This window comes from Chryseobacterium sp. GW821-FHT04C04 (genome assembly GCF_059420365.1).
The window spans coordinates 107,239-129,611 of record NZ_JBWKTO010000008.1 but is presented as its reverse complement, the minus strand read 5'-3'; the positions used below and the strand labels follow the sequence as shown (position 1 = coordinate 129,611).

21 protein-coding genes are annotated in these 22,373 nt (G+C 34.5%); 10 read left to right on the top strand and 11 right to left on the bottom strand.

The genetic code is table 11. The features are described from left to right. The first annotated feature begins 370 nt into the window (after nt 1-370). The 5 genes from AC07UM_RS22955 to AC07UM_RS22935 all read left to right on the top strand — a co-directional run bounded on the left by AC07UM_RS22955 (nt 371) and on the right by AC07UM_RS22935 (nt 6,700). A complete protein-coding gene (locus AC07UM_RS22955) occupies nt 371-1,534 on the top strand; it encodes a T9SS type A sorting domain-containing protein (RefSeq protein WP_494685082.1) in 1,164 nt (387 codons plus the stop codon). Between the two features lie 124 nt (nt 1,535-1,658). Further along, nucleotides 1,659-4,310, top strand: a complete 2,652-nt coding sequence (locus tag AC07UM_RS22950; protein WP_494685081.1) for a 4-alpha-glucanotransferase — start codon at nt 1,659-1,661, stop codon at nt 4,308-4,310. 139 nt (nt 4,311-4,449) lie between these two features. Next, on the top strand, nt 4,450-5,424 hold the full coding sequence (locus AC07UM_RS22945; RefSeq protein ID WP_494685080.1) for a hypothetical protein: 975 nt from the start codon (nt 4,450-4,452) through the stop codon (nt 5,422-5,424). Between the two features lie 186 nt (nt 5,425-5,610). Continuing rightward, complete coding sequence (locus tag AC07UM_RS22940) at nt 5,611-6,063, top strand: hypothetical protein (protein ID WP_494685079.1); 453 nt, start codon at nt 5,611-5,613, stop codon at nt 6,061-6,063. A 127-nt stretch (nt 6,064-6,190) separates the two neighbouring features. After that, nucleotides 6,191-6,700, top strand: a complete 510-nt coding sequence (locus AC07UM_RS22935) for a ferritin (protein WP_494685078.1) — start codon at nt 6,191-6,193, stop codon at nt 6,698-6,700. A 136-nt stretch (nt 6,701-6,836) separates the two neighbouring features. On the opposite strand, the gene AC07UM_RS22930 is transcribed toward AC07UM_RS22935, so the two are convergent. Next, on the bottom strand, nt 6,837-7,061 hold the full coding sequence (locus AC07UM_RS22930) for a hypothetical protein (RefSeq protein WP_494685077.1): 225 nt from the start codon (nt 7,059-7,061) through the stop codon (nt 6,837-6,839). A 123-nt stretch (nt 7,062-7,184) separates the two neighbouring features. Beyond that, nucleotides 7,185-10,325, bottom strand: a complete 3,141-nt coding sequence (locus tag AC07UM_RS22925) for a UvrD-helicase domain-containing protein (RefSeq protein ID WP_494685076.1) — start codon at nt 10,323-10,325, stop codon at nt 7,185-7,187. A 182-nt stretch (nt 10,326-10,507) separates the two neighbouring features. Between AC07UM_RS22925 and AC07UM_RS22920 the strand changes: the two genes are divergently transcribed. The 4 genes from AC07UM_RS22920 (at nt 10,508) to AC07UM_RS22905 (ending at nt 13,740) form a co-directional block, all read left to right on the top strand. Then, nucleotides 10,508-11,254 carry a hypothetical protein gene (locus tag AC07UM_RS22920; RefSeq protein ID WP_494685075.1) on the top strand — a complete coding sequence of 249 codons (747 nt, stop codon included), beginning with the start codon at nt 10,508-10,510 and terminating at the stop codon, nt 11,252-11,254. Nucleotides 11,255-11,259: 5 nt separating this feature from the next. Then, nucleotides 11,260-12,072 carry a hypothetical protein gene (locus AC07UM_RS22915; RefSeq protein ID WP_494685074.1) on the top strand — a complete coding sequence of 271 codons (813 nt, stop codon included), beginning with the start codon at nt 11,260-11,262 and terminating at the stop codon, nt 12,070-12,072. Between the two features lie 72 nt (nt 12,073-12,144). Beyond that, on the top strand, nt 12,145-12,897 hold the full coding sequence (locus AC07UM_RS22910; protein WP_494685073.1) for a carboxypeptidase-like regulatory domain-containing protein: 753 nt from the start codon (nt 12,145-12,147) through the stop codon (nt 12,895-12,897). Between the two features lie 108 nt (nt 12,898-13,005). Then, nucleotides 13,006-13,740 carry an SIMPL domain-containing protein gene (locus AC07UM_RS22905; RefSeq protein ID WP_494685072.1) on the top strand — a complete coding sequence of 245 codons (735 nt, stop codon included), beginning with the start codon at nt 13,006-13,008 and terminating at the stop codon, nt 13,738-13,740. Nucleotides 13,741-13,854: 114 nt separating this feature from the next. Here AC07UM_RS22905 and AC07UM_RS22900 read toward each other — a convergent pair whose 3' ends face one another. The 5 genes from AC07UM_RS22900 to AC07UM_RS22880 all read right to left on the bottom strand — a co-directional run bounded on the left by AC07UM_RS22900 (nt 13,855) and on the right by AC07UM_RS22880 (nt 18,848). Further along, nucleotides 13,855-14,367 (bottom strand): GNAT family N-acetyltransferase, encoded by a 513-nt coding sequence (locus AC07UM_RS22900; RefSeq protein WP_494685071.1) that lies wholly within the window; start codon nt 14,365-14,367, stop codon nt 13,855-13,857. 3 nt (nt 14,368-14,370) lie between these two features. Further along, nucleotides 14,371-14,592, bottom strand: coding sequence for a PspC family transcriptional regulator (locus tag AC07UM_RS22895; RefSeq protein WP_124537006.1), 222 nt, complete (start codon nt 14,590-14,592; stop codon nt 14,371-14,373). A gap of 93 nt (nt 14,593-14,685) precedes the next feature. Continuing rightward, nucleotides 14,686-15,942, bottom strand: coding sequence for a DUF2851 family protein (locus AC07UM_RS22890; protein ID WP_494685070.1), 1,257 nt, complete (start codon nt 15,940-15,942; stop codon nt 14,686-14,688). Nucleotides 15,943-15,970: 28 nt separating this feature from the next. Then, the gene (gene bshA / locus AC07UM_RS22885; protein WP_494685069.1) at nt 15,971-17,119 is read right to left on the bottom strand and encodes an N-acetyl-alpha-D-glucosaminyl L-malate synthase BshA; all 1,149 of its coding nucleotides are present in this window, start codon (nt 17,117-17,119) and stop codon (nt 15,971-15,973) included. Nucleotides 17,120-17,123: 4 nt separating this feature from the next. Next, complete coding sequence (locus AC07UM_RS22880) at nt 17,124-18,848, bottom strand: glycoside hydrolase family 3 protein (protein ID WP_494685068.1); 1,725 nt, start codon at nt 18,846-18,848, stop codon at nt 17,124-17,126. A gap of 116 nt (nt 18,849-18,964) precedes the next feature. Here AC07UM_RS22880 and AC07UM_RS22875 point away from each other — a divergent pair, with 116 nt between their 5' ends. Next, the gene (locus AC07UM_RS22875; RefSeq protein WP_494685067.1) at nt 18,965-19,513 is read left to right on the top strand and encodes a hypothetical protein; all 549 of its coding nucleotides are present in this window, start codon (nt 18,965-18,967) and stop codon (nt 19,511-19,513) included. 69 nt (nt 19,514-19,582) lie between these two features. Here the strand turns inward: AC07UM_RS22875 and AC07UM_RS22870 are convergent, their stop codons facing one another. The 4 genes from AC07UM_RS22870 to AC07UM_RS22855 form a co-directional block, all read right to left on the bottom strand. Next, nucleotides 19,583-20,524 (bottom strand): hypothetical protein, encoded by a 942-nt coding sequence (locus AC07UM_RS22870; protein WP_494685066.1) that lies wholly within the window; start codon nt 20,522-20,524, stop codon nt 19,583-19,585. A 157-nt stretch (nt 20,525-20,681) separates the two neighbouring features. Beyond that, entirely contained in the window at nt 20,682-21,278 is a 597-nt protein-coding gene (ribA, locus tag AC07UM_RS22865; RefSeq protein ID WP_124537011.1) for a GTP cyclohydrolase II, read from the bottom strand. Nucleotides 21,279-21,296: 18 nt separating this feature from the next. Beyond that, nucleotides 21,297-21,755 (bottom strand): hypothetical protein, encoded by a 459-nt coding sequence (locus AC07UM_RS22860; protein WP_103234784.1) that lies wholly within the window; start codon nt 21,753-21,755, stop codon nt 21,297-21,299. After that, complete coding sequence (locus tag AC07UM_RS22855; protein ID WP_494685065.1) at nt 21,752-22,366, bottom strand: DUF4254 domain-containing protein; 615 nt, start codon at nt 22,364-22,366, stop codon at nt 21,752-21,754. The genes AC07UM_RS22860 and AC07UM_RS22855 overlap by 4 nt, the downstream gene beginning before the upstream one ends. Nucleotides 22,367-22,373: the final 7 nt, after the last annotated feature.

The window sequence follows — 22,373 nt, the reverse complement described above, 5'->3', positions numbered from 1 at the left end:
AACGGGCTAAAGCCCGCTTCTATTGAATATTGTAAATGTAGAATAATGAAAGCTGATCAATCGCAGTCTGAAACTCGACTCTTATAATTCTCTTCCTTTTAGCCCTGATAGTAATGGTTACCCCGCAACAAGCGTGGAACCTTTCGTGGACTAGCACAGGCTTATCTCTCATAATAAAGCTTGGCGTGAGGAGTATGAATGGATAGCGGGATAAAGCTCCTGAAATAGCACAAGGTATTCAATACACTGTTTCCTTATACAACCCTATTTTACTTTACTTTATTCAAATAGTAGGGATTTCTTGTTTTTTAATTTGAAAATTGTGTAACTTAGTAATGTTAAAATAATTACGAATCTAAAAATATATAATATGAAAAAACATTTATTCCCTTTGTTTTTACTGCTATTAGGTGTGAATGCACAAGCACAGCAAGATATTTATGCAATAACAGGAAAAGAGACTCAAAGTATTAGTTTCAATGATTTCCGGACGATTGATGCTATAAATGGAACTTCAGGAAACAAAATTTTTACGACTGATTCTTCTGCAAAAGTATTTTCACAAACTAGAAGAGGGACTGTAGCTGAAGACAGAAATTCTTACAGCAATTCTCAGGCGGTAACTTTAGCAGCGCTGGCTTATGATTCATCTAATAACAGCCTTGTATATATGCCTATGTTTTCTTCTAATATCTATGTTTTAAATCCTCAGACTAAAGAGATTACATTGGTTGAGAATAACGTTGCAAGGGTAACATCTTGTGATATCAATTCTCATATTACAAGAATGGCAACAGGATATAATGGAAATATTTATGCTGTTAATAACGCCGGGACACAATTTTTAGAAATCAGCAGGAAAAGTGGACAGTATGTAGTAAATGATCTTGGAATTATTAAAGATGATGCTTCTAACGGTAGAAATTCTTTTACTGCTATGGAAACTGGTTTTGGGGGAGATATGATTGCTGATTCAGAGAATAATTTCTACATTTTTGCTGCTTCTGGGAACGTTTTCAAAGTTCTGACAAAGGATCTAAAGGCAAAATTTGTTGGTAAAATTTCAGGTATCCCAGATAATTATTCTGTAAATGGAGCTGCTATAAACAGCCAGGGAAAAGTAGTAATAGCAAGTGCAAAAGGTGCTGCTCTGTATGAAGTAGATTTGCTGACTTTACAGGGTAAGCAGATCCCTGGAGAGCAGGGACTTCATATTTATGATTTGGCAAGTAAGTACTTTGTAAATGATAAAGCTTCTGCAATCAATACTCTGACAAATCTGGATATTTATCCTACTAAAGTGGATGAGCATTTTATCAATGTTCACGTAAATAATAATATCAAAGGCAGTATCAAGTTGAATATTTTTGATATGTCAGGTAAAAATGTAATGACTGAGAATTTGTCTATAAAAGAGAGTTCGTCTGATCAGAAGGTTTATCTTAAAGGGTTGATAACCGGTTCTTATATTGTAAATATCGTTGATGAATCTGGTAAAGTAATACTCAATAAGAAGATTCTTGTAACAAAATAATTGAAAATACATTCAGTATATAAAGACCTTCTCAAATCATTTTGAGAAGGTTTTTTAATGATTATTTGATATTCAATAAGTTTTATTTTTCGATATTAAAATGTATTTTTATAAAAAAATATTGATGAAACTATACTTTAATGTAGGATATATTGTAAAGGCCGGAGAAAATTTACAGTTGGTAATTGGAGAAGATGGGGCTGCAGTACATATCCATACTATGTTTTATGCAGAGAATGGATTATGGAAATGTGAGGTGGATAATTTCTCAAAATCCGTTTCTTATCAATATCGGGTTGTAGATGAAAAAGGAAATGTACTAAGAGAAGAATTTGTTCCGCATTATCTTAGTTTTCCACATAATTATAAAGAGTTTATTATTGTTGACGAATGGAATAATAAAAATTTTCCCGAAAATTATTTAAACAATAAAATCCTTTACAATAAGCTGCATGATTTTGTTCCTGAAAAAGTAACCGTTTTAAAGAAACACACCCATTTATTCAGAATAGAAGCTCCTATTTATAATCCGGACTGGAGAGTCGTACTGTTTGGAAGTACGGCATCTTTAGGAAATTGGGATTATGGAAAAGTCGTTCATTTGAATCAGACAGATTTTGGAATGTGGGAGGCTTCTGTTGAAATTCCCGAAAATGAATTTATCCAGTTTAAATACTGTATTTACGATACCAAAGAAAATAGAGTTATTGATGTAGAAACCGGAGAAAACAGATTTACGGTTGCTAATCCATTAACGGATGTCCTGCAGATTGTTTCCAATCATTATTTTAGATTTAAAGGGTATCAAATGTATCACGACGCCGGCGTTGCTGTACCTGTATTTTCTTTGAGAAGCGAAGACGGATTCGGAGTAGGTGAATTTTCGGATATTAAAAAATTAGCCGATTGGACGAAAGAAACCAACCTTGGTATTATCCAAATCCTTCCGATTAATGATACAACAGCCAATTATTCATGGACTGATTCTTACCCTTATGCAGCAGTATCTGTGTATGCTTTACACCCACAATATATCTCCATAGAAAAACTTGATTATTCTTTACCTAAAGAACTAGTTGATGAGTATTCGTCTGAAAAAGAGGCTTTAAATGCTTTAGATCTGATTGATTATGAAAAAATGATCGAAAGTAAATGGAAATATCTGAGAGAAGTTTTCAATACGGAAAAAGATAAAATCTATAAAGACAGAAACTTTAAAAAGTTTATTAAAGATAATGAGCATTGGCTTGTTCCATACTCGGCATTTTGTGTATTGAGGGACAAATATAAAACTCCCAATTTCAATGATTGGAAGACTCACAAAAAATATATTGCAGGAAAGATATCACAGTTCTTCACAACGAAAAATAAAGATTATGATATCTCAATGCTTCATGCCTGGGTACAATATCAATTACATGTACAGCTGAAAGATGCTGTTGATTATACCCATAACCTGGGAATTTCGTTGAAGGGAGACCTTCCGATCGGAATTTACAGACACTCTGTGGAAGCTTGGACAGAGCCTGAATTATTTGGAATGGATTTCCAGGCCGGAGCCCCACCAGATCAGTTTACAGAATTGGGCCAAAACTGGGAATTCCCTACTTACAATTGGGAAGCCATGAAGGAAGACGGCTACAGATGGTGGATAAATAGGTTCAAAGCATTGGAGCAGTATTTTGATGCCATGAGGATTGATCATATTTTAGGGTTCTTCAGAATATGGAGAATGCCTATTTCTGCTGTACAGGGAATTTTAGGATACTTTTACCCGGCTGTTCCCATTGTAGCGGAGGAATTTAAAGCTTGGCAGATTCCATTTAAAGTTGACAGGTATTGTAAGCCTTTTATCAATAATAAGATCTTATGGGATTATTTTGGAAAGGAGAATGAGAAAGCTCTTGAGTTTATGAACCGCAACGATGATGGAACCTTTTCATTTAAAGAAGAATTTGATACCCAAAGAAAACTGGTTAACTTCTTTAAGAAAAAATCATACGGTCAGCTTGAAGAGCAATTAATTTCCTTATGTGCCAATGTTTTGTTTTTGACAGAGGAAAGAAATGGGAAGGCGGTTTATCATCCTAGATTCAATGTGTACAACACAGAATCTTATAAATATCTTCCGGAGTCTGAACAGAAAAGTATTTATGACCTGTATCACGATTACTTCTTCAGAAGGCAGGATCATCTATGGTTTGAAAAAGCCATGGAAAAACTTCCGGTAATCCTGAATGCTACCAAAATGCTGATCTGTGGAGAGGACCTGGGAATGGTTCCTGCCTGTGTACCGGAGGTAATGGACGAATTAGCTATTATAGCTTTGAAGGTACAGCGAATGCCTTCTGAAAATATTCCGTTCTATAATCCTAAGAATGCAAACTACATGAATGTGGTTACAGCTTCTTCACACGACAGTTCAACTTTGAGGCAGTGGTGGAAAGAAGATCCTGCACTTACACAAAGATATTTCAATCAACAGCTGGTACAGTACGGAAAAGCACCTGCGGATCTTAATCCTCATCTTGCAGAGATTATTATGAAACAGCATTTATATAATGATGCGATGCTGGCTATTTTCCCAATCCAGGAATTCCTTGCAACAGATCCGGAGCTTTCCAATAAAAAAATAGATAATGAAAGGATCAATAATCCTGCAGTTTTCCCTCATTATTGGCGTTACAGGATGCATATAAAACTGGAAGACCTAAAAAACAAGGAATCTTTCAATAAAAAAATAGCCCATTGGATAAAAGATAGTGGAAGAGTGTAAATTTAACACTTGATTATCAGGTGGTTAATAATATTTTAAAAGAAGTTTGATCTAATGATTTAACTTCTTTTTTTTATTTGCATCCAAAAGATAGAATTAAGATATTCTGTTATATATTAACCAATTAACGACTATAGAGATGAAAAAAATACTTTTGGGATTAGCTTTTGGGTTAGGCGTTTTGACGTCGGCTCAGCAATATCCGAATAATGGTTGGGATGATGACGGTTATTATCAGAATGGAGGTGGCTATTACAGCGATGAAGACGACAAAAATTATTTCCCTGATGATTATTATTACAATTATCCTCAGGATTATTATCCTCAGGATTATTATCAGAGCTATTATAATGATTATAGAAATAGTATTATCAATATCGACTGGAACGGATTTTTTGTACAGAACAGATTAAACCGCTGGCAGGTAGATCAGATCATGAGACTGAATAATCTGTACGCCAGTTTTACAGCGTGGAATAATTTCTACAGATATAATCCGGACAGATGGTATTACGATAGGTTTTATGCGATGGAAAGAATTTTAGGACCAAGAACATTTGTTGTTTTTCAAAATAACTATTACAGAGGTTCAAGCCCAATCATCTATTTCCAGAATTACAGAAGAACATATTATGGACCGAGATATACTGTAATGCCAAGATATAGAAATATCAATATCAATATTTATAGGGTAGACAGATCAAGGCTGCGCAGAATGGATAACCCTACTTTTGATGTGATCAGGAGAGACAGCAGAGCAGACAACGGTTTCAAAAATACAAGAACCAATGGTAATTCAGGAGGTTTCCGTGGTAATAATGGAACTCGTGATAATGCAGGCTTCAGAGATAATAATGGAGGTGGCTTCAGAGGGAATTCTGATCATGGAGGAACCAGAGGGAACTCGGATAATAATGGAGGCTTTAGAAATAGCAATGGAGGCGGTTTCAGAGGAAACAATGAGGTAAGGAGAGAAGCTCCTAAAAGAGATGATAATGGCGGTTTCAGAAATAGTAACGCCGGTGGTTTCAGACAAAAATCTGAAAACTCAGCTCCAAGACAAGAAAATCGTAATAGTGGCGGTGGTTTTAGAGGCAGTTTAGTAAGGAATTAATTTTCATATATTATATTTAAGTGGTGTGAAGGGTAGGTTTTTATAATCTGCCCTTTTTTTTATTATTCTTTAGTTTATTTTTATTAAAATTTAACATTTTTTATTAATTTATTAATTTAACTTATGTTTTAATTCATAATCAAAAAGGTATACTAACAAAATAACAATTAATTAAATTTTAAAAAGATGAAAAAATTAGTTTTAGCAATAGCATTTATCGGAATGGGAAGTTTTGCAATGGCACAGCAGACCAATACAACTCCACAGGACAGACAGGCAAGAGGCGCTGAAATGAAGCAGAAAATGGAGCAGAAACAGCAGGAACGTCTTGCAGAAATGCAAAAAGACCTTAATTTAAACCAATCTCAGGTAGCGCAGGTAAAAGCGCTTCAGGACAAAAGAAATGCTGAAAGAAAAGCTGAGTTCGAGAAAAATAAAGGAGACAGACAAGCCAAAATGCAGGAGATGATGGCCAAGAAAGCACAAATGGATGCGGATATGAAGAAGATTCTTACCCCTGATCAATATGATAAATGGCAGGCTGATAGAAATGCAAAAGCAGAAAAAATGAAAATGGCTATGAAAGAAAGAAGGATGATGAAAAAGCCGATGAACACAGGGGCTGCTGAAGTAAAATAACAGCCTGTAATTTTAATTTTTTAATGTATTAAGGATGGATGCTTTTCCATCCTTTTTGTATTAATTTTCTTTAAAACCTTTGATTTCGGGCTTTTATTCCTTATTTTTGACTATAAATTTAATACTTATGGTTAGCGAAAAAATTGCAAAATTAATTAACGAACAAATTGCCCACGAACAATACGCCGCTCAATATTATCTATCAATGTCTGCATGGTTTTCCGGAAAAGATTTGGATGGAATTGCCAATTATTTCAGAGTACAAAGCAAAGAAGAATTGATGCATGCTGATAAAATGTTTGATTATTTGAATGACGTAGGTGGGGAAATTATCATCGGAGAAATTCCAAAACCTCCACATGAGTTCGAAAGCGCAACAGATATTTTTGAGAAAGCATTGGCTCATGAGAAAATCGTAACTAAAAGTATTTTCAATATTGTAAAAAATGCAAACGATGAAGGAGATTTTGCAACAACATCATTCATGCAGTGGTTTATCAACGAGCAGGTAGAAGAAGAAGCAAGCGCTTCTCAGTATGTAACAAAAATCAAAATGGTATGTGATAATCCATCAGCATTATACCTTTTTGATCAGGAATTGTCTCAAAGAGTATTTGTTCCTGCGACAACAGCTTAAGACCGAAACTTCTCAAAATATAAAACCGCTCTCCTTCTGGAATAGCGGTTTTTATTTTCAATAAAAAATACTCCTGGCTTCAGCCAACACTGAATATCTATTATTTCGATTAAAATTTGTAGTGTAATAGAGAACGTTACTTTTTCTGTTTCTTTCTTTGTATTTTGACAGAGGTAATAAAAACAAATGCCCCTAATACAAAACTTAGAAACAATGATTTTACAATATTTTCAATCGGCATATACCGACGTCCATCCTCTGTGACAGGCGGGTCAAAACCATCTATAATATGATAGGTAACCACTGTAGAAACCGACGTAATCAAAAGACTTATAAAAAAGGATATTAAATATATTTTCATGGTATTAGTGATCAAAACAAATAACTGATCAGACAGTATTCATCGTTAATAAAAATAATAAAACCTTTTATATTTAAAATAGTTTTTAATATTAACCTTTTGATAATGTTATAATTGAAAATATTATAGATAAATAATCTGAGTCTTAATAACTTTTTTACCCAGACGTTCAAGAATATTTTTATACCCTTCTACCTGTGCTTCATCCTTGGCTTTCTGTTCACCAGTCTTGAAATCAACAATGATATATCCCTCTTCACCTTTTAAAATACGGTCAGGTCTGAAGATATGACTTTCCCCATTTTCAGAGATCATAATGTCTTTTTCGTTGATCACTTCCCATTTCTCATCAAAGAATTCTGCATAGGTTCGGACAATTTCCTGGAGTGTAATCTGTATTTCATTTTTTTCCTCCAGTGTAATCTGCCCCTCCAGCGCATATCCTTCCAGTACCTTTGTAATATCCTTTTCAGTATTGATCTTCGATAAAAGTTCATGTACGAAAAGCCCGATTCTTACCTTTTCATTTCGCACCTGATAGTTTTTAGAAGGTGTGGCAATCTTGATAGAAGTACTCTTTTCATTGACATTCTTCAGATTCTGTATATTCTGGGTTTTAAAAGGTGAGCTTTTATCTTTGGAATGTTTCTTCAGTATTTCAGGGTTTACTTCATACACGTCAAACTCATCGGCCTGTTCTGAATTTTTTGTCTGAAGGAATTCCAAAAGCTCGAGATTATTAGACGTCTTATTGGCTTTTTGAAGATAGAAGAATAGCTGTTCAACAGGCCTTGTGGTAGCAACATACTGCAGACACAATCTGTCAATCAGATTTTTATAAGCATTTTTAGTGTTGAAAAACAGAATTTCATCATCATAAGCTTCCAGATTTTTACTGAACTGGTTGATGTTGACTGATTTTAAAGCTTCATTTTCATTTGTATCAAACCAGTTGGTAAATTCACTATCCCGGTTTTTGTTCATCATAGGGATGAAAACAATGGGAAACTCCAGTCCTTTAGACTTGTGAATCGTCATGATCTGTATAGCATCAATGTTTTCCGAAGCCTGAATGGTATATGAAGAAGCCTCTTCATCCCAATATTTCAGAAACTCTTTGGTACTGGCGCCTGCATTTTGTGTAAAATTGAAAAGCATCTCCAGGAAGTTCATCAGAAAGTCGGTTTCCTTGTTTTCAACAGAGAATTCATTGATGTAATATTCAATAAAATTATACAGATTGAATCTCGGGAAATTATCCTGTTTAAGACGCAGCGAATATTTCTGCTGAATAAACTGAAGTATTTCTTCATGACCTTCAATATCCAGAATTTCTTTCATTTCTAAGGTGAAATCCGGCATCGTAATTTTCCCCACTGTATTCAGATGATACATCATCATGATCAGACAAGGTTTATTCTTAGGATTGAGTTCCCATCGCAAAAATTCAATAACCGCTTTTAATGTATTAGAAAGTTCAAGCGTAAGACCCTTATCAGAAATCGTTTTAATATTGGTTTCCTCACCATGATAATTAACTTTTAAATTTCCCAGTTTTTGAGAATAGCTGAAAATATCAAAATTCCCGCGGCAAAGGATGGTGATATCAGAAAACTTAAAACCATTATTCAGGCATTCCTGAATGTCTTTCCGCATTCTTTCCGAAGTATCATTGTAAAACTCTTCATTTGTAAGATTTTCGATCAGATTAACCTTTACACGCCCATCAATCTTTGATTTTGAACTTTGCTCAGCATCTGCTCCAAAAATATTCTTATGCTCTTCCAGCAGGCCTTCAGAATGATATCGATACAGTTCGTTATTGAACTGTACAATGTTTCTGGCGCTTCTCCAGTTATCCTTTAAGACAAGAAGATCTGCTTCCTTTGGTGAAAATTCTTTTTTGTTGATAATGTCCAGCATCAGTTTACTTTCTCCACCACGGAATCGGTAAATACTCTGCTTGGGATCGCCAACCAATGTAAATGAAGTATATTCTGTAGAAACACTGTGGTCCCTCAGAGGTACAAAATTTTGCCACTGCAGTTCTGAAGTATCCTGAAACTCATCAAAGAAATAATGTTGAAACTGTGAACCAACTTTTTCATAGATAAAAGCTGAAGGCTCGTTTCTGAGGTTTTCATTGATCAGGATATTAAATTTGGAAAGAAGAACAAGATCATTTTCTTCTTCAATTTTTTGAAGTTCGTCCTGAATATCTTTATTAACCTTTAAAGGAAGAAGTGCAGACAAAATTTTCTCTTTCTTTTGCATTTCAATGTACAGAAGGATAAGTTTCATCCTGTTGTCCAGAAGCGTATCAAGGATTTCAAAGACCTCAGACTCTTTATGCTTTGACTTTGAAGAAGCTCCTTTCCTGTAATTGTTGATAACAGATTCTTCCTGAGTGGTAGGAAAAGGAAACCCAGGTCTTTTTTGTTGATAAAAATCGATCACTTTAGTAAAGAAGCCTCCGATTCCATTTTTTCCCTGGGCAAAATCTTCAATCTCTATATTTCTCGATTTGAACAATTCAATAGAACTGGCAGCCAGTTCTGCGGAACTTTTTTTATTGAGAACAATTTCTTTACGAAGTGTATTTTTTATATCTTCATAATTGGCATCATCAAAACTCTTATTACTTTTCAGATGTTCATAATGAATATCCTTCACAAATTCTTTTGCCGAATCATAAAGGTTTTTATTAAGATTGATTCTTTCATTATTTTCAAGACTGTAGTCTACATAATCCATGAAAGAATTGGAGATTGTTTCATTTTCACCAATTTGGTCCAGCATTTTATCAACAGCTTCTATCAGAAAAGGTTCCGCTTCAATTTCAAGATTAAAATTTTTAGCAAGTCCCAATTCATACGAAAAACTTCTTACCAGTCTTGAATTAAAACGGTCAATCGTTCCGATATTCAGTGTGGAATAATTGTGGAGAACGTAGTCCAATAGCCTTTTAGAACGTTCATGAAGATCATCGATCGTTATTTTTAAGCCTTGTTCTTCAAATGCTTTCTGGATATTTTTCAGATCTGTATTCTCTGCATACTCTTTTGCCGAGAAATTTCCCAGCCAAGATAAAATTCTTTCCTTCATCTCATTGGCTGCCTTATTGGTGAAAGTCAGTGCGAGAATATTCCTGATCGACTGCTGTTGATTAGGATAGCGGAGACAGATCATCAGGAGCCTTTGTACCAGGGCATATGTTTTCCCTGATCCGGCAGAAGCATTGATGACTGTGTAAGAATTTTGCATTGTTAAAAGAGGATTGAGACTGCAAGTTAGCTAAAATTTGAAAGAAACTTTAACAATTTAATCGGCCTATTTAACAGTTTACAAGGCAAAAATCAAAAAGAAATATTAAAACGCGTTAACTGTGGTTAAACTTATGGTAGAATTTAAAAATAATTTTAGCTTTGCTTTATAAAAAATAGCCTGTGAAACTTAAACTATTCTTTTTCTTGTCCTTTATCTTTTTTATTCAAACCCATGCTCAAAGTTATATATTTGGTAAGATTACTTCCGAAGGCGGTGCTGAAATGCAGGATGTCAATGTAATCAATATCAGAACAGACGAAATCGTAGTTTCAAATAGGGATGGACATTTCATGATTTCCGGAAGAGAAGGAGATGAATTACGCTTTATAAAAGCAGGATATGAGCGTTTGGCGAGAAAAGTTTCTCAGGAAAATACTCAATCTCCCATGAATGTAAGCCTTGTACGGCAAACGATTCAGATTCCTGAAGTTGAAGTGAAGCAAGGCCTTACCGGAAACTTAAAAATAGACTCAAAACTTTACAATAAGCCTAAAAAAGTAGAAAAACTGCTTAAAGATATTGATCAGTACATTGCTCAGAAATCCGATCCAAGAATATTGGCGGCAAGGCCCGGAGAATTTGTACAGCCGAAAGGGGAAGGATTTTCTATTGGGAAAGTAAAAGACAAATGGGATGATGTAGATTTGATGAAATATATCAGGTCGAGTCTTGGAGATGAGTATTTTACCAATCTTAAAATAGAAAAACCTCTGATAGACCATTTTATTTACTATGTTTTTGCAGGCGGTTTTGAAAGAAAAAAAATCCTGAAATATGGATTCTGCAGTGATGCGGATTTGTACAGGTTTCAACGTTTTGTTTTAACAAGAATTTCAACTTACCGTACTCCACAAACTCAAAAATGATGGAGATGAGACATATCCAAAAAGTTTTATTTCTTGTGCTTTTTTGTATTGCTTCAGGGTTATGGGCCCAGCAAAAGATATCAGGAAAAGTCATTACAGGAAATGAACTGGATTTAACTCCTGTATTAGTTGTTAATATCTCAAACAGCAAAAGCATGTTAAGTGATATGTCCGGAGGGTTTGAAATAGAAGCAAAAGAAAATGATGAGATCAGATTTGTAAAAGAAGGATATTATCGTGTTGATAGAAAAATTACCGGAGAAGACATGAATACTCCGTTGAATATCATTCTGAAGAAAATGGAGATCCAGATTCCTGAAGTAAAAATAACATACAAACCTACAGGAAATTTGGCTAAAGATAATCAGCGTTTGAATGAATCCCGAAAAATTCAGTCATTAAAGTCAGACCTTGAGAATTATATGAAGAGCCCCCTTATTCAGGCTCTGCCAAATAATGCCATATCAAAAACTTTTACAGGGCATGATTTTAATGCAGGACAGGTAAATGTGCTTGGAGTCTTGAGTGCTGTAGCTGGTTTGGTAAAAAAAGCAACAAAACCTAAAATTACCAAGGCCAATTACAATGAAACTCAGGATTTTCTTAAGAGAGTAAAAAATCAAATCAATTTGAGTTTCCTGAAAAAATATGGGATGGATGAAGAGAAGATTGATAGTTTTCTTCTCTATGCAGAAAAAACACGTTCACTAGCAAAAAGATTTAGGAAAGATTTTCAGATAAGTGATGTAGAATATGAGCTTAAAGTAGCATTCGCAGAATACAGTAAAACGAATAAACTAGAAGGAACTAAAGAATAACTTTTATAAAAATTGAATTATTTCACTAAAAATATCGAAGCATTGAGGGAGAGAAAAATTTTTCTTTTCCTTATGATGCTGTGCAGTACTTTCATTTTTTCTCAGCAGACCGTAACGGGGCGAATAGTAGATGACAATGGTGAAGACTTAAGTAGAGTGATTGTTATCAACATGTCTACCGACAAAAAAGTGTATTCTGATGCGCAGGGAATATTTTCAATTGATGCCAGTCCTAATGATGAGCTGAGATTTGTAAAAGAAGATTTCAACAGAATATCCAGAAGAGTTCTTACCAATGGTGTTAATTCACCACTATTTATCACTCTGTATCAGATTCCGAGAGATGTGGGGGAAGTGAAGATCGTTAAAAAACTCACCGGAGATTTGGAAGTGGATTCCAGAATTGTGGCAAAAGTAGACAAAGGTGAACAGGTAAGAGATGCTGTAGGTCTTCCGCAGCCGGTAGGTAAAATGAGAGAAAAGCCAGCAGAAGTGAAAAGTGTTCTTTTACCCATACTTCTGGGAAACTTAAATGTTCAGGGAGTATATGATCTGATAAGCGGTAAAGCGAGGAGACAGAAAAGGCAATATAAATATGATGATCTCCAGGAACATATTGCCTGGGTTCGGAACAGGATAGATGATGATTACTTTGTAAAAGCAGGAATTCCGGCTGATAGGATTTCAGAGTTTATTCAGTTTTCATTTTTGGCGAAACCGCAGGTACGAACTTATGTGAAAGCAAGAAACCTTTCAGGTGTCATGCTAAGGTTAGAAGAAACAGTACCTCTTTTTATTGAAAGATTGAAACAGCAACAAAAGTAGCCCTACGCGCCTTCAAATTTCTGTTTTTAAAATGTTAAATAAATCTTAAAATAATGGAATGGAAATTGATACAGTCTTGTTGTAACAACAACCAAATTCACAAATTTTATGAATAAAAATATTTTTGCAGTCGCCATCGCAGCACTAGGTTTTGTAATTGGACTCGGACTTTTAGGAAATGCCATTAAAAACAGAAATAAGTCTGACAATACAATTTCTATAACAGGGCTTGGAACAAAACAATTTACTTCAGATCTGATCACCTGGTCCGGAAGTTTTTCCAAAAACAATGTAGATCTGAAATCTGCCTATGATGAACTGGCTACAGACAGAAAAGTAATCAACGATTACTTGCTTTCAAAAGGAATACAGCAGAAGGAGATTGTATTTTCATCGGTAGATATTCAAAAGCAGTTCAGAAGCTATAATGATTCAAACGGGAATTATGTACAGGGAGAATTTTCTGGTTACAATCTTATCCAAAAAGTATCCATTGAAAGTAAAGAAGTCAGCAAAATAGAAAACTTATCCAGAAATATTACCGAAATTATCAACGGCGGAATTGAATTCACCTCTTCTTCACCTGCCTATTTTTATACTAAACTTGCAACAGTGAAACAGGAAATGATTGCCAGTGCAACAAAAGATGCTAAAGAACGTGCTGAAAAAATTGCAGAAAATTCAGGAAGCAGACTGGGAAATCTAAAAAAAGCAACAATGGGAGTGATCCAGATTACAGCGCCTAATTCCAATGAAGATTATTCATACGGTGGAACTTTCAATACTTCTTCCAAAGAAAAAGAAGCCAGTATTACAATCAAACTGGAGTATGAAGTAAATTAACAGAAAGTTGTCTAAAAAACACTTAAAAAAACTTAAGTATTTAAAACCCTTTACCTTTCGTGGTTAAAAAAACAAATGAAAAACGCCGGAAAAATAATTCCGGCGTTTTATATTTTAAGCGTAAACAGTATTACCTATTTCATTTTTAAGCTCCTCTGCATTTCCAGGAGTATAATTGGCTAGCAGCCATAAATTCAAGGACTTTTTTCCTTCACCATAGCTTGGTTGGATATGAGTGGTATCAATCAGGCTAAAATTATTTCTCTGATAGAAAGAATACCGTCTTGAGGCATCTTCACTCAATTCTGCAGGTTCAATTTCTAAGATAATATTCGGATAACTTTCTGATAAGTGATTCATGATATGAGATCCCAGCTTTTTACTTCTAAAGGTCTCAAACACTTCGAAATGTTCTACAAAAACAAAAGAACTCAGTTCCCAAAGGATGAGGTAGCCTATAGCTTCTGATTCATGAACAGCAGACATGAATTTTACCCGCGGATTTGAAAATAAACCCTCAAATTGTTCTTTATCTCTTTGTTCGTCTACAGGAAAAGTGGTCGTATAAGAAGTATAGATTTCCTGAACTCTATGATCTTCAGCAGAAGTAATCGGTAAAAATTCCATAGTTTATAAATCAAAGACACTGGGTCTTCTGGTGATGAAAATATCTTTAATCCAAAGCATAAATGCCAATCCCAAGTAGATCAGAAAGAAAAAACCGGCTGTGGCAAAAGTAGAATAAATAAAGAAAATTCTCAATTTAGATACAGGAATTCCCAGCTTGGCCCCCATTCTTGTCAGTACACCAAACCATTCTCTTTCCATTTTATGACGGATATTACTCAGCATTTCCAGATTGTTATTTAAAAGTTGAATCCTAATGCAAGGTAAGCAATTTTTTTGATAAAGGTTTTTTGAATGATAGGATCTGTTCGGGGATAATTATTCTTTTAAAATTTTAAATCCGATACTGCAGGCTAAACAGTTTTTTGTTTCACAATTGGTTGCATGATGGTAAATCAGACTTTGGCTTTCGAGAGCATTGGTGATTTTAAGTCCCAGTTTTTTCCATCCTGTAATGACGGTGTTTTTCTCAGCAGAAATATCTTTGTACATTTCAATAATTTCATCTGTAATCTCTTCCTTATGGTGCCTGTGGTAAGAATACTTTAAAGGAAGAACTGTGTTTAAAATCAGAATATCAATAAAATCTTTACTCAGCGTTTTAGGATGTGCTTTTGAGATATTTCCGAAATTGAAATGGGAATCCCAATATTCAGACGCTTTTATAGAATTGAAGATACTATACAGTTGATCAGTATTTCCGGTCTCCATGATCTTTGAGAATAAATTCTGATGTTTGTAAAGGTCTGCCAGTTGAGAGAGGCGGATTGTGGGGAAATTAGGAGGTCTTAATCTTAAAAATTTAGGATGAAACTTAAGATCTGAAATAGAAAATTTTGCTTTGATGAATTCAAATTCTCTCTTCCAGATTTTCATCTGTTCGTCATCTGGATGATCCAACCAACCTGAAATTCCAAACAATAAAGCTTCAAGCTGAAGAGGATTTTGACGAATTTTATTAATAATGCTGTAATCCACACTTTCTGCAATCTGCCGAAAAAGATGAGCATTAACTTTTAGTCCAAACGAATAAGCAAAGCTGTGAAATAAAACGGCTTCAAAATTATTTTTATATTGAATTAAACTCTGCTCAAGTTCTGAAGATTTCTCATCCAGTTTTTTCAGAATATTCTCTTCATGAAAATAGAATGGGATTTTTTCTGTATCGAATATATTTTCACAGGTAATAAATTCTTCTTTATCAACGAATTTTTCATATTTCGAGACTATATTTTCATCAATATAATCCTTCAGTTCCAAGGTAGGGACGCTTTTTCCGGTAAGTTGGTGAATATCTATATCATGCATAAAAACGACATGTAGAATGATATTCTGATAATTGGGATCCTGAGAGTGGTTATGGAAAATCCAGTCCGAGGAACGGACATGGAGTTCTATGTTTCCTGCGAGAAGCAAGCCGTTGATTCTGATTTTGGCGTCCAGAAAATCAGGACCTGCATTTTTATTCCATTTTCCAAAATGGATGATCTCAACGGAATTACCTTCAATATCCTTGAAGTCAAAATGTTTGAAAACCTTAAAGTTCCAAAGATATTGAAGTAATTTTTCCGTCATAAGTATGACGATAAATATAATATAAATATTATACTTTAGTCAGCTTCTTATTAAAATTTTCTATGGTTGTTCTATACATTTTCTCATAGATAGGAAGAATGTTTTTCAAATCGAATTTTATAGCCTGATCTTTCGCATTTTGCTTCATTTTGGCTAAAAGTTCATCATTGCTTAATAATTTGATGGTGTAGTTGCTCATGGCTTCTACATTTCCGATTTCTGCAAGATATCCGGTCTCTCCCTGAATGTTCACTTCAGGAATTCCTCCCGCATTGGAACTGATAACCGGGGTATAAGCTGCCATTGCTTCCAAAGCCGCCAAACCGAAACTTTCCTGCTCCGAAGGAAGAAGAAATACATCTGAAAGCTGTAAGATTTTATAAAGATCATTCACTTTTCCCAGAAGACGGATTTTTGAAATAAGCTCAGGATTTTCTTCCAGAAACTGATTTACCTTTTCCATATCAGGGCCTTCCCCAATGATGATAAGTTTAGATTTTACCTTCTTCTCTACGTTTTTAAAGATCTGTAATACTTCATCTACACGTTTTACAGGACGAAGGTTGGATACGTGGATCAGAATTTTTTCATCAGGATTCGCAAATTGTGTTCTCTGGCACTCAGAGCAGTCATCAAATTCAGAATTATCAATAAAATTGGTAATTACCTGAATTTCTTTTTTGATGTTGAAAAACTGAAGCGTATCTTTTTTCAGACTTTGAGAAACCGAAGTAATAGCATCAGACTGATTGATTGAAAATTCTACAGCATGTTTATAACTTGGATGCTGACCTACAAGGGTAATATCTGTACCATGCAATGTAGTCACCAGTGGAATATCATTATTATCTTCCTGAAGCATCTGTTTGGCCGTAAAAGCTGCATATGCATAAGGAATGGCATAATGTGCATGAAGAAGATCCAGTTTATAAAGATTGACAACCCTGTAGATCATCGAGCTTAACGCAATATCATAAGGCTGATATTGGAAAAGTGGATAGGTCTGAACATTTACCCTGTGAAAGAAAATATTCGGGTTGGTGATGTCTAATCTTGCAGGAAGTGCAGAGCTGATGAAATGTACTTCATATCCTTTATTGGCAAGGGACATTCCTAATTCTGTTGCTACAATTCCGCTTCCTCCATATGTGGGATAGCAAAGTATGCCTATTTTCATTAGATTATGGTTGTTTTGATGTTGTGTTATTAGGGTGTGCTGAGGCAGCTGTATTAAGCTCTATACCCATTCCTGGTTTCAACTGGTCATTGACAAGTACAGGAAGTTTCCCCCATATTTTTGTTTTTCCGTTTAAGGCATCTGCAGCAGCGTTCATTGAATCATCATTATTTTCGTAAGAAACAAGAACGGTTGAAACTTTTGAAATATCAATATCCTTTAATGCATAAGCACTTCCGAATACATTCAGTATTACATTTTGATTTTTGGTAAGATCAGAAAGCACTTTTTTTGATTCTTCTGAGATTTTGTAAGGCTTGTAAGCTGTTGAGTTATCCTTATGGAACCCTACAATTACCGTAGAACCTGCAGGAATAGTATTAATTTCGCCAGCTTTTTTAATGATGGCATTATTTCCTAGCCGGTTGGCAAAAGTCTGATAAGGCGCTTCTTCCAGAGGAACATAATACATCTGTTTTCCTGTAAGAGGCAGTAATTTCTTTTCATCCTTTAATAATGTCAATGCATTGGAATAAAGATTCTGTACCAATTGAGTATGAGAATCATTATTCAGGTCTGTATTGATATTTTCAGGATTTTTTGGCGTGTATTGAGTCAAGCCAAGAAAATATTTTGTTAATAAGATCTTTTTTACACTTTCCTCCACTCTGGATTGAGGGATTTCTCCTTTATCAATAGCTTTCTGGATCAGTTTCTTACCTTCAGAAACACCTTGTGAGAAAAGCATAATATCATTTCCTGCTTTGAATGCCATAGCATCCAGTTCACCCGGTTTGTATTTATTGGCAACAGCCCCCATATTGAGCGCGTCTGTAATGATTAAACCTTTATAGCCTAATTTATCTTTAAGTAATCCGGTAATGATATTTTTAGAAACAGATGCCGGAATTCCTTTCCCTGATTCTAAACTTGGAACATACAAATGGGCCACCATTACTCCGCCGATTCCTTTATTCATCAACGCTTTGAATGGTGCCAGTTCTATAGTATTAAGTCTGTCTATATTGTGAGAAACTACCGGAAGATCAAGGTGTGAGTCTGTGCTGGTATCTCCGTGTCCCGGAAAATGTTTAATGGCTGCTAATATATTGTTATCCTGAAGACCATTAGAATAGGATAGGGCAGAACTGATGACATTATTCACTTCAGAACCAAAGCTTCGGTTACCGATGATAGGGTTATTTGGATTGGTATTAACATCTACTACAGGAGCAAAATCCCAATTGATCCCCATTCTGTGACAATCTTCAGCAATTTTTGCTGCCATCTGATAGACAAGACTTTTATCCTGGATGGCGCCCAATGTCATGGCCCATGGAAATTTGTGAGCGGTTGCAATTCTTTGATATAATCCCCATTCCGCATCCATACCGATCATCAAAGGGATTTTAGATTTTTGCTGAAATTCATTGACCAGATTGATTTCTCTTGTGGCATCATCCTGCATTAAAATCAAACCTCCTATTTTATCATTCGCAACAATATTTCTTACCTGGCTGATATAGTCTTCTCCTTTATTGGTATACAATGCAACAATAAAAAGTTGTCCTAGCTTTTCATCCTGAGAAAGATTTTTATAGGTCTTTTCAACCCATTGCTGAGCCTTTTTCAAATCTTCCTTAGAAGCATTTTTAGGCTGGTACTGGGCATGAACCTTAGGACTTATCAATGCAACAATAAAGAGTGAAGTATATAATAATTTCTTCATGACTTTTTGAATAAGAACAAAAATACAATTAAAAAAATGATGAAAACAAAGTTTTTGTAATTTTTGGTATATGATTTGAATACGCATTATAAATAATAACTAAACTTTAATAAGAAATGAAAAAAATACTTCTGTTTTTATTCCTTGGTGCTGTAGGCTTTACTGCTTATAGCTGTGACAACAAAGATGATGTTGTAGTACAAGGTACAGACTATGATACTATTAATCAATCATTTGATATTAGTCCTAGTTTTACAAAGGTTAGTGATAATCTTTACAGATGGAGTGATAGTTTTAAGAGCCCATTAGTACAATCAGATATGGTACTTGTTTATATGCAGGTGGACACTAATGGAGGTTCTCCTGTCTGGAGGCTTTTACCATATACTTATTATGTAGGTAATGTCAATAATGATGCTGTAGATTATATTAATGAATTCAGTAAAAATGGTGTTACTATTAATATTAACTCTACTTCTACATTCAGTTTAACAGCGAATCCATCTTACTATCAGAATAAAAACTTCAGAGTTCTTATTCTTCCGGCTAATGGAACGGGAACCGGTGGAGCAAAATCGGCTAAAGGTAATGCAGTAGATTACAATGATTACAAGAGCGTAATTAAATATTACAATATTGACGAGTCTAAAATCAAGACTAAATAATTTAGAAATATCTTTTCAGTTTTTTATAATTAAAAAAGTCCCGGGAGCAATCTTGGGGCTTTTGATTTTTTAATTTCTAAAACCTCCACCTTTAATATAATAAATTGGGTCGTATGGTCTTTTTATTACTTTTATATTTCTTATATCTATTCTAAATGCACTTTGCGGGACATGAGGTGCGGGTATTATTAGCGATAGCTCAGGTAAATAATAAATTTTAAGACTATTCTTAGGGTCTACTGTAGAAAAATAAAAAGTATAAGTTTTATCTTCATAAGACCATTGAGTTGTTTTCTCAGTTTTTTGTTTTTTATAGTAATTAGCGGAAGCGAATCCATTTCCAACATTTGGTCTTGTAGCACAAGGATCATCTCCTGATATTTGCGGTGAATCTGATAATTCTAATGCTAATGTAGGGCTGGCTTCACTTCTATCGATTTCATATTCGTCATCGTTAGAATTGTGTGTATCGTGTTTAGTAGTATATATATAATCCTGTATGTTAGCAGTTACAATAATCTCATAAGTTTGGTTTGGCTCAAAATATTGTTCTATTGAAATTGCATTTGATAATGGGTCATTTACCATAACGGACTCTCCTCTTGAGATGATTGTCTTACCACGATTTTCTGCATTTAATTTAACACCATTCCAATTCCAGTAACCTGAATAAGCTGCTACACGACGAGGCTTTCCATAACCTCTTATTGAATATCCGTTTTGTTCTATGGGATTCGGTCCGTAACATTTTGTTGATGTAAAATAGGTTCCTTGAGGACCTATTAAATCTGTAAATGAGCATCCGCTATTTTCATTTATAACACCAGTCGTAAAGGATAAATCCATTATAACTGATTCAGTAGCATTTTTAGCTAGCATACTTTTAGTTACCAATAAATTGGCATCATTATTTTTAGAAATTAAATTTTCATCTTGAGAATAAATTAAATCATTGTTATTTGCACAGGCAACGAAAAATAATGAAGAAATAGCGAATAATGTTTTTTTCATAATTGAATAATTTTCTTTGCAAAAATAAATTAATTTTATAAAAAATACACTAATTAGTGAAATATTATTAAATTAAGAAGTCTGTATTGATTTGAATAATCAAAAAGCTCCAAAAAATATATATTTTTTGGAGCTTTTTGATATTTACTTTATAAAATTAGTTATCATTGTCATCCAGAAGATGTCCAAAGAAGTCTTTTTTTGTTTGCAGATATCCTTTGCTTATTTCGTTGGCAGGAATCTGTAGCGGTACTCTTGAATTAAGGTGAATGTTGCTGTCTACTACATATTTTACCTTTTCAGGATTATTGGTCAAAAGATTGATATCTTTTACATCCAGTAGATTAAGGATTTCAATCGCTACGCTGAAATTTCTATCATCTGCAGGAAGTCCCAGTTGAAGATTGGCCTGTACAGTATCCAAACCTTTTTCCTGTAGGGAGTATGCCTTCAGTTTGTTGATGATCCCGATGTTCCTTCCTTCCTGGCGAAGGTAGATGATAATTCCACCGTTTTCATGGATATATTTCATGGCAGCATCCAACTGTTGGCCGCATTCACATTTTTTTGAATGGAAAACTTCTCCGGTAATACATTCTGAGTGGAAACGAACATTAACTGGTTTTGAGAAATCTGTATTTTCTGCAATAATCGCCATATGAGGCATCCAGTCGTTTACGTTTTCGGAGAAAGCGATCATTCGGAAAGTACCGTGTTCTGTAGGAACATTGGCTTCCGCTTGAATTTTAATCATTGATTGTTCGATTAGTTTTTAACTTCCTGGTAAAGCATCTTCAATAACAGAAATATTAGTTTTTAAACGAACCAGATATCTGTTGAGAACATCATCGTCATCTCTGTCAAGATTTTGCCTTAGCTTTTGAATTTTTTTGTAAGATTTTTCGAAGCTTTTAAGGGCTCTTCCTTTTCCTGTAGAATTGTTGGCATCAATAGCATATAAATAATTCTGAAGGCTGTATTTCAAGCTGGTAATCTCATCATTCAATCCGTTGTTTTTAAACTTAGGAAAAGTAGAGATCATATTTGAAATTTCAGAAGCATTTACATTCTCTTTAATATTGATATTAAAATTCTTCTTTGAGCCTCTGTCGGAATCAGAACCTTTGGTATCACTATAAAAATTATTTGACAGCGGAGAAAGGTTAAGCTTTTCCGTTGCGCAGGAAGATGTTAATATGATAAGTACTCCAAGAAAAATTAATCGTTTCATTTCTGTTGCCCTTTTTGATAAAGGATTGGGTTAAGACTTTCATCGTTATACATTTTCATTTGTTTGTATACTTTCATCTTAACGTTACCGTTCTCAATATCAGCAAGCAACTGATTTATAGAAGTTGACAGATCTTCTTTCTGAGTAAGCAGAACATCCAGTTTAGCCTGGCAGTTGTTTCTGTGTTCTTCAGAAGCAGATTCTCTATGAGCTTCTAACGACATATGATAAACCTTTAATGCAAGAATTGATAATCTGTCTACTGCCCAAGCGGGAGTTTCTGTATTTATTTTTGCTTCAGATTTAGGAGTTATATTTTCAAACTTATTAAGGAACCAGCCGTCAATATACTCTACCAGGTCAGTTCTTTTCTGATTGGAGGCGTCTATTGTTCTCTTGAGTTGAAGAGCTTCAGCCGGATCAATATTTTCATCTCTAATTATATCTTCCAGATGCCATTGAACGGTATCAATCCAGTTCTTTGCATACAAAATCCGTTCCAAACTATCTTTTTCGAACGGGTTACTAATTAGAGTGTTAACGTCATCAGACACGTGATAGTCTTCAATAGCTTGATTGAAGACCTTCCATGCAGTCTCAGTAAATTTCATTAATTCT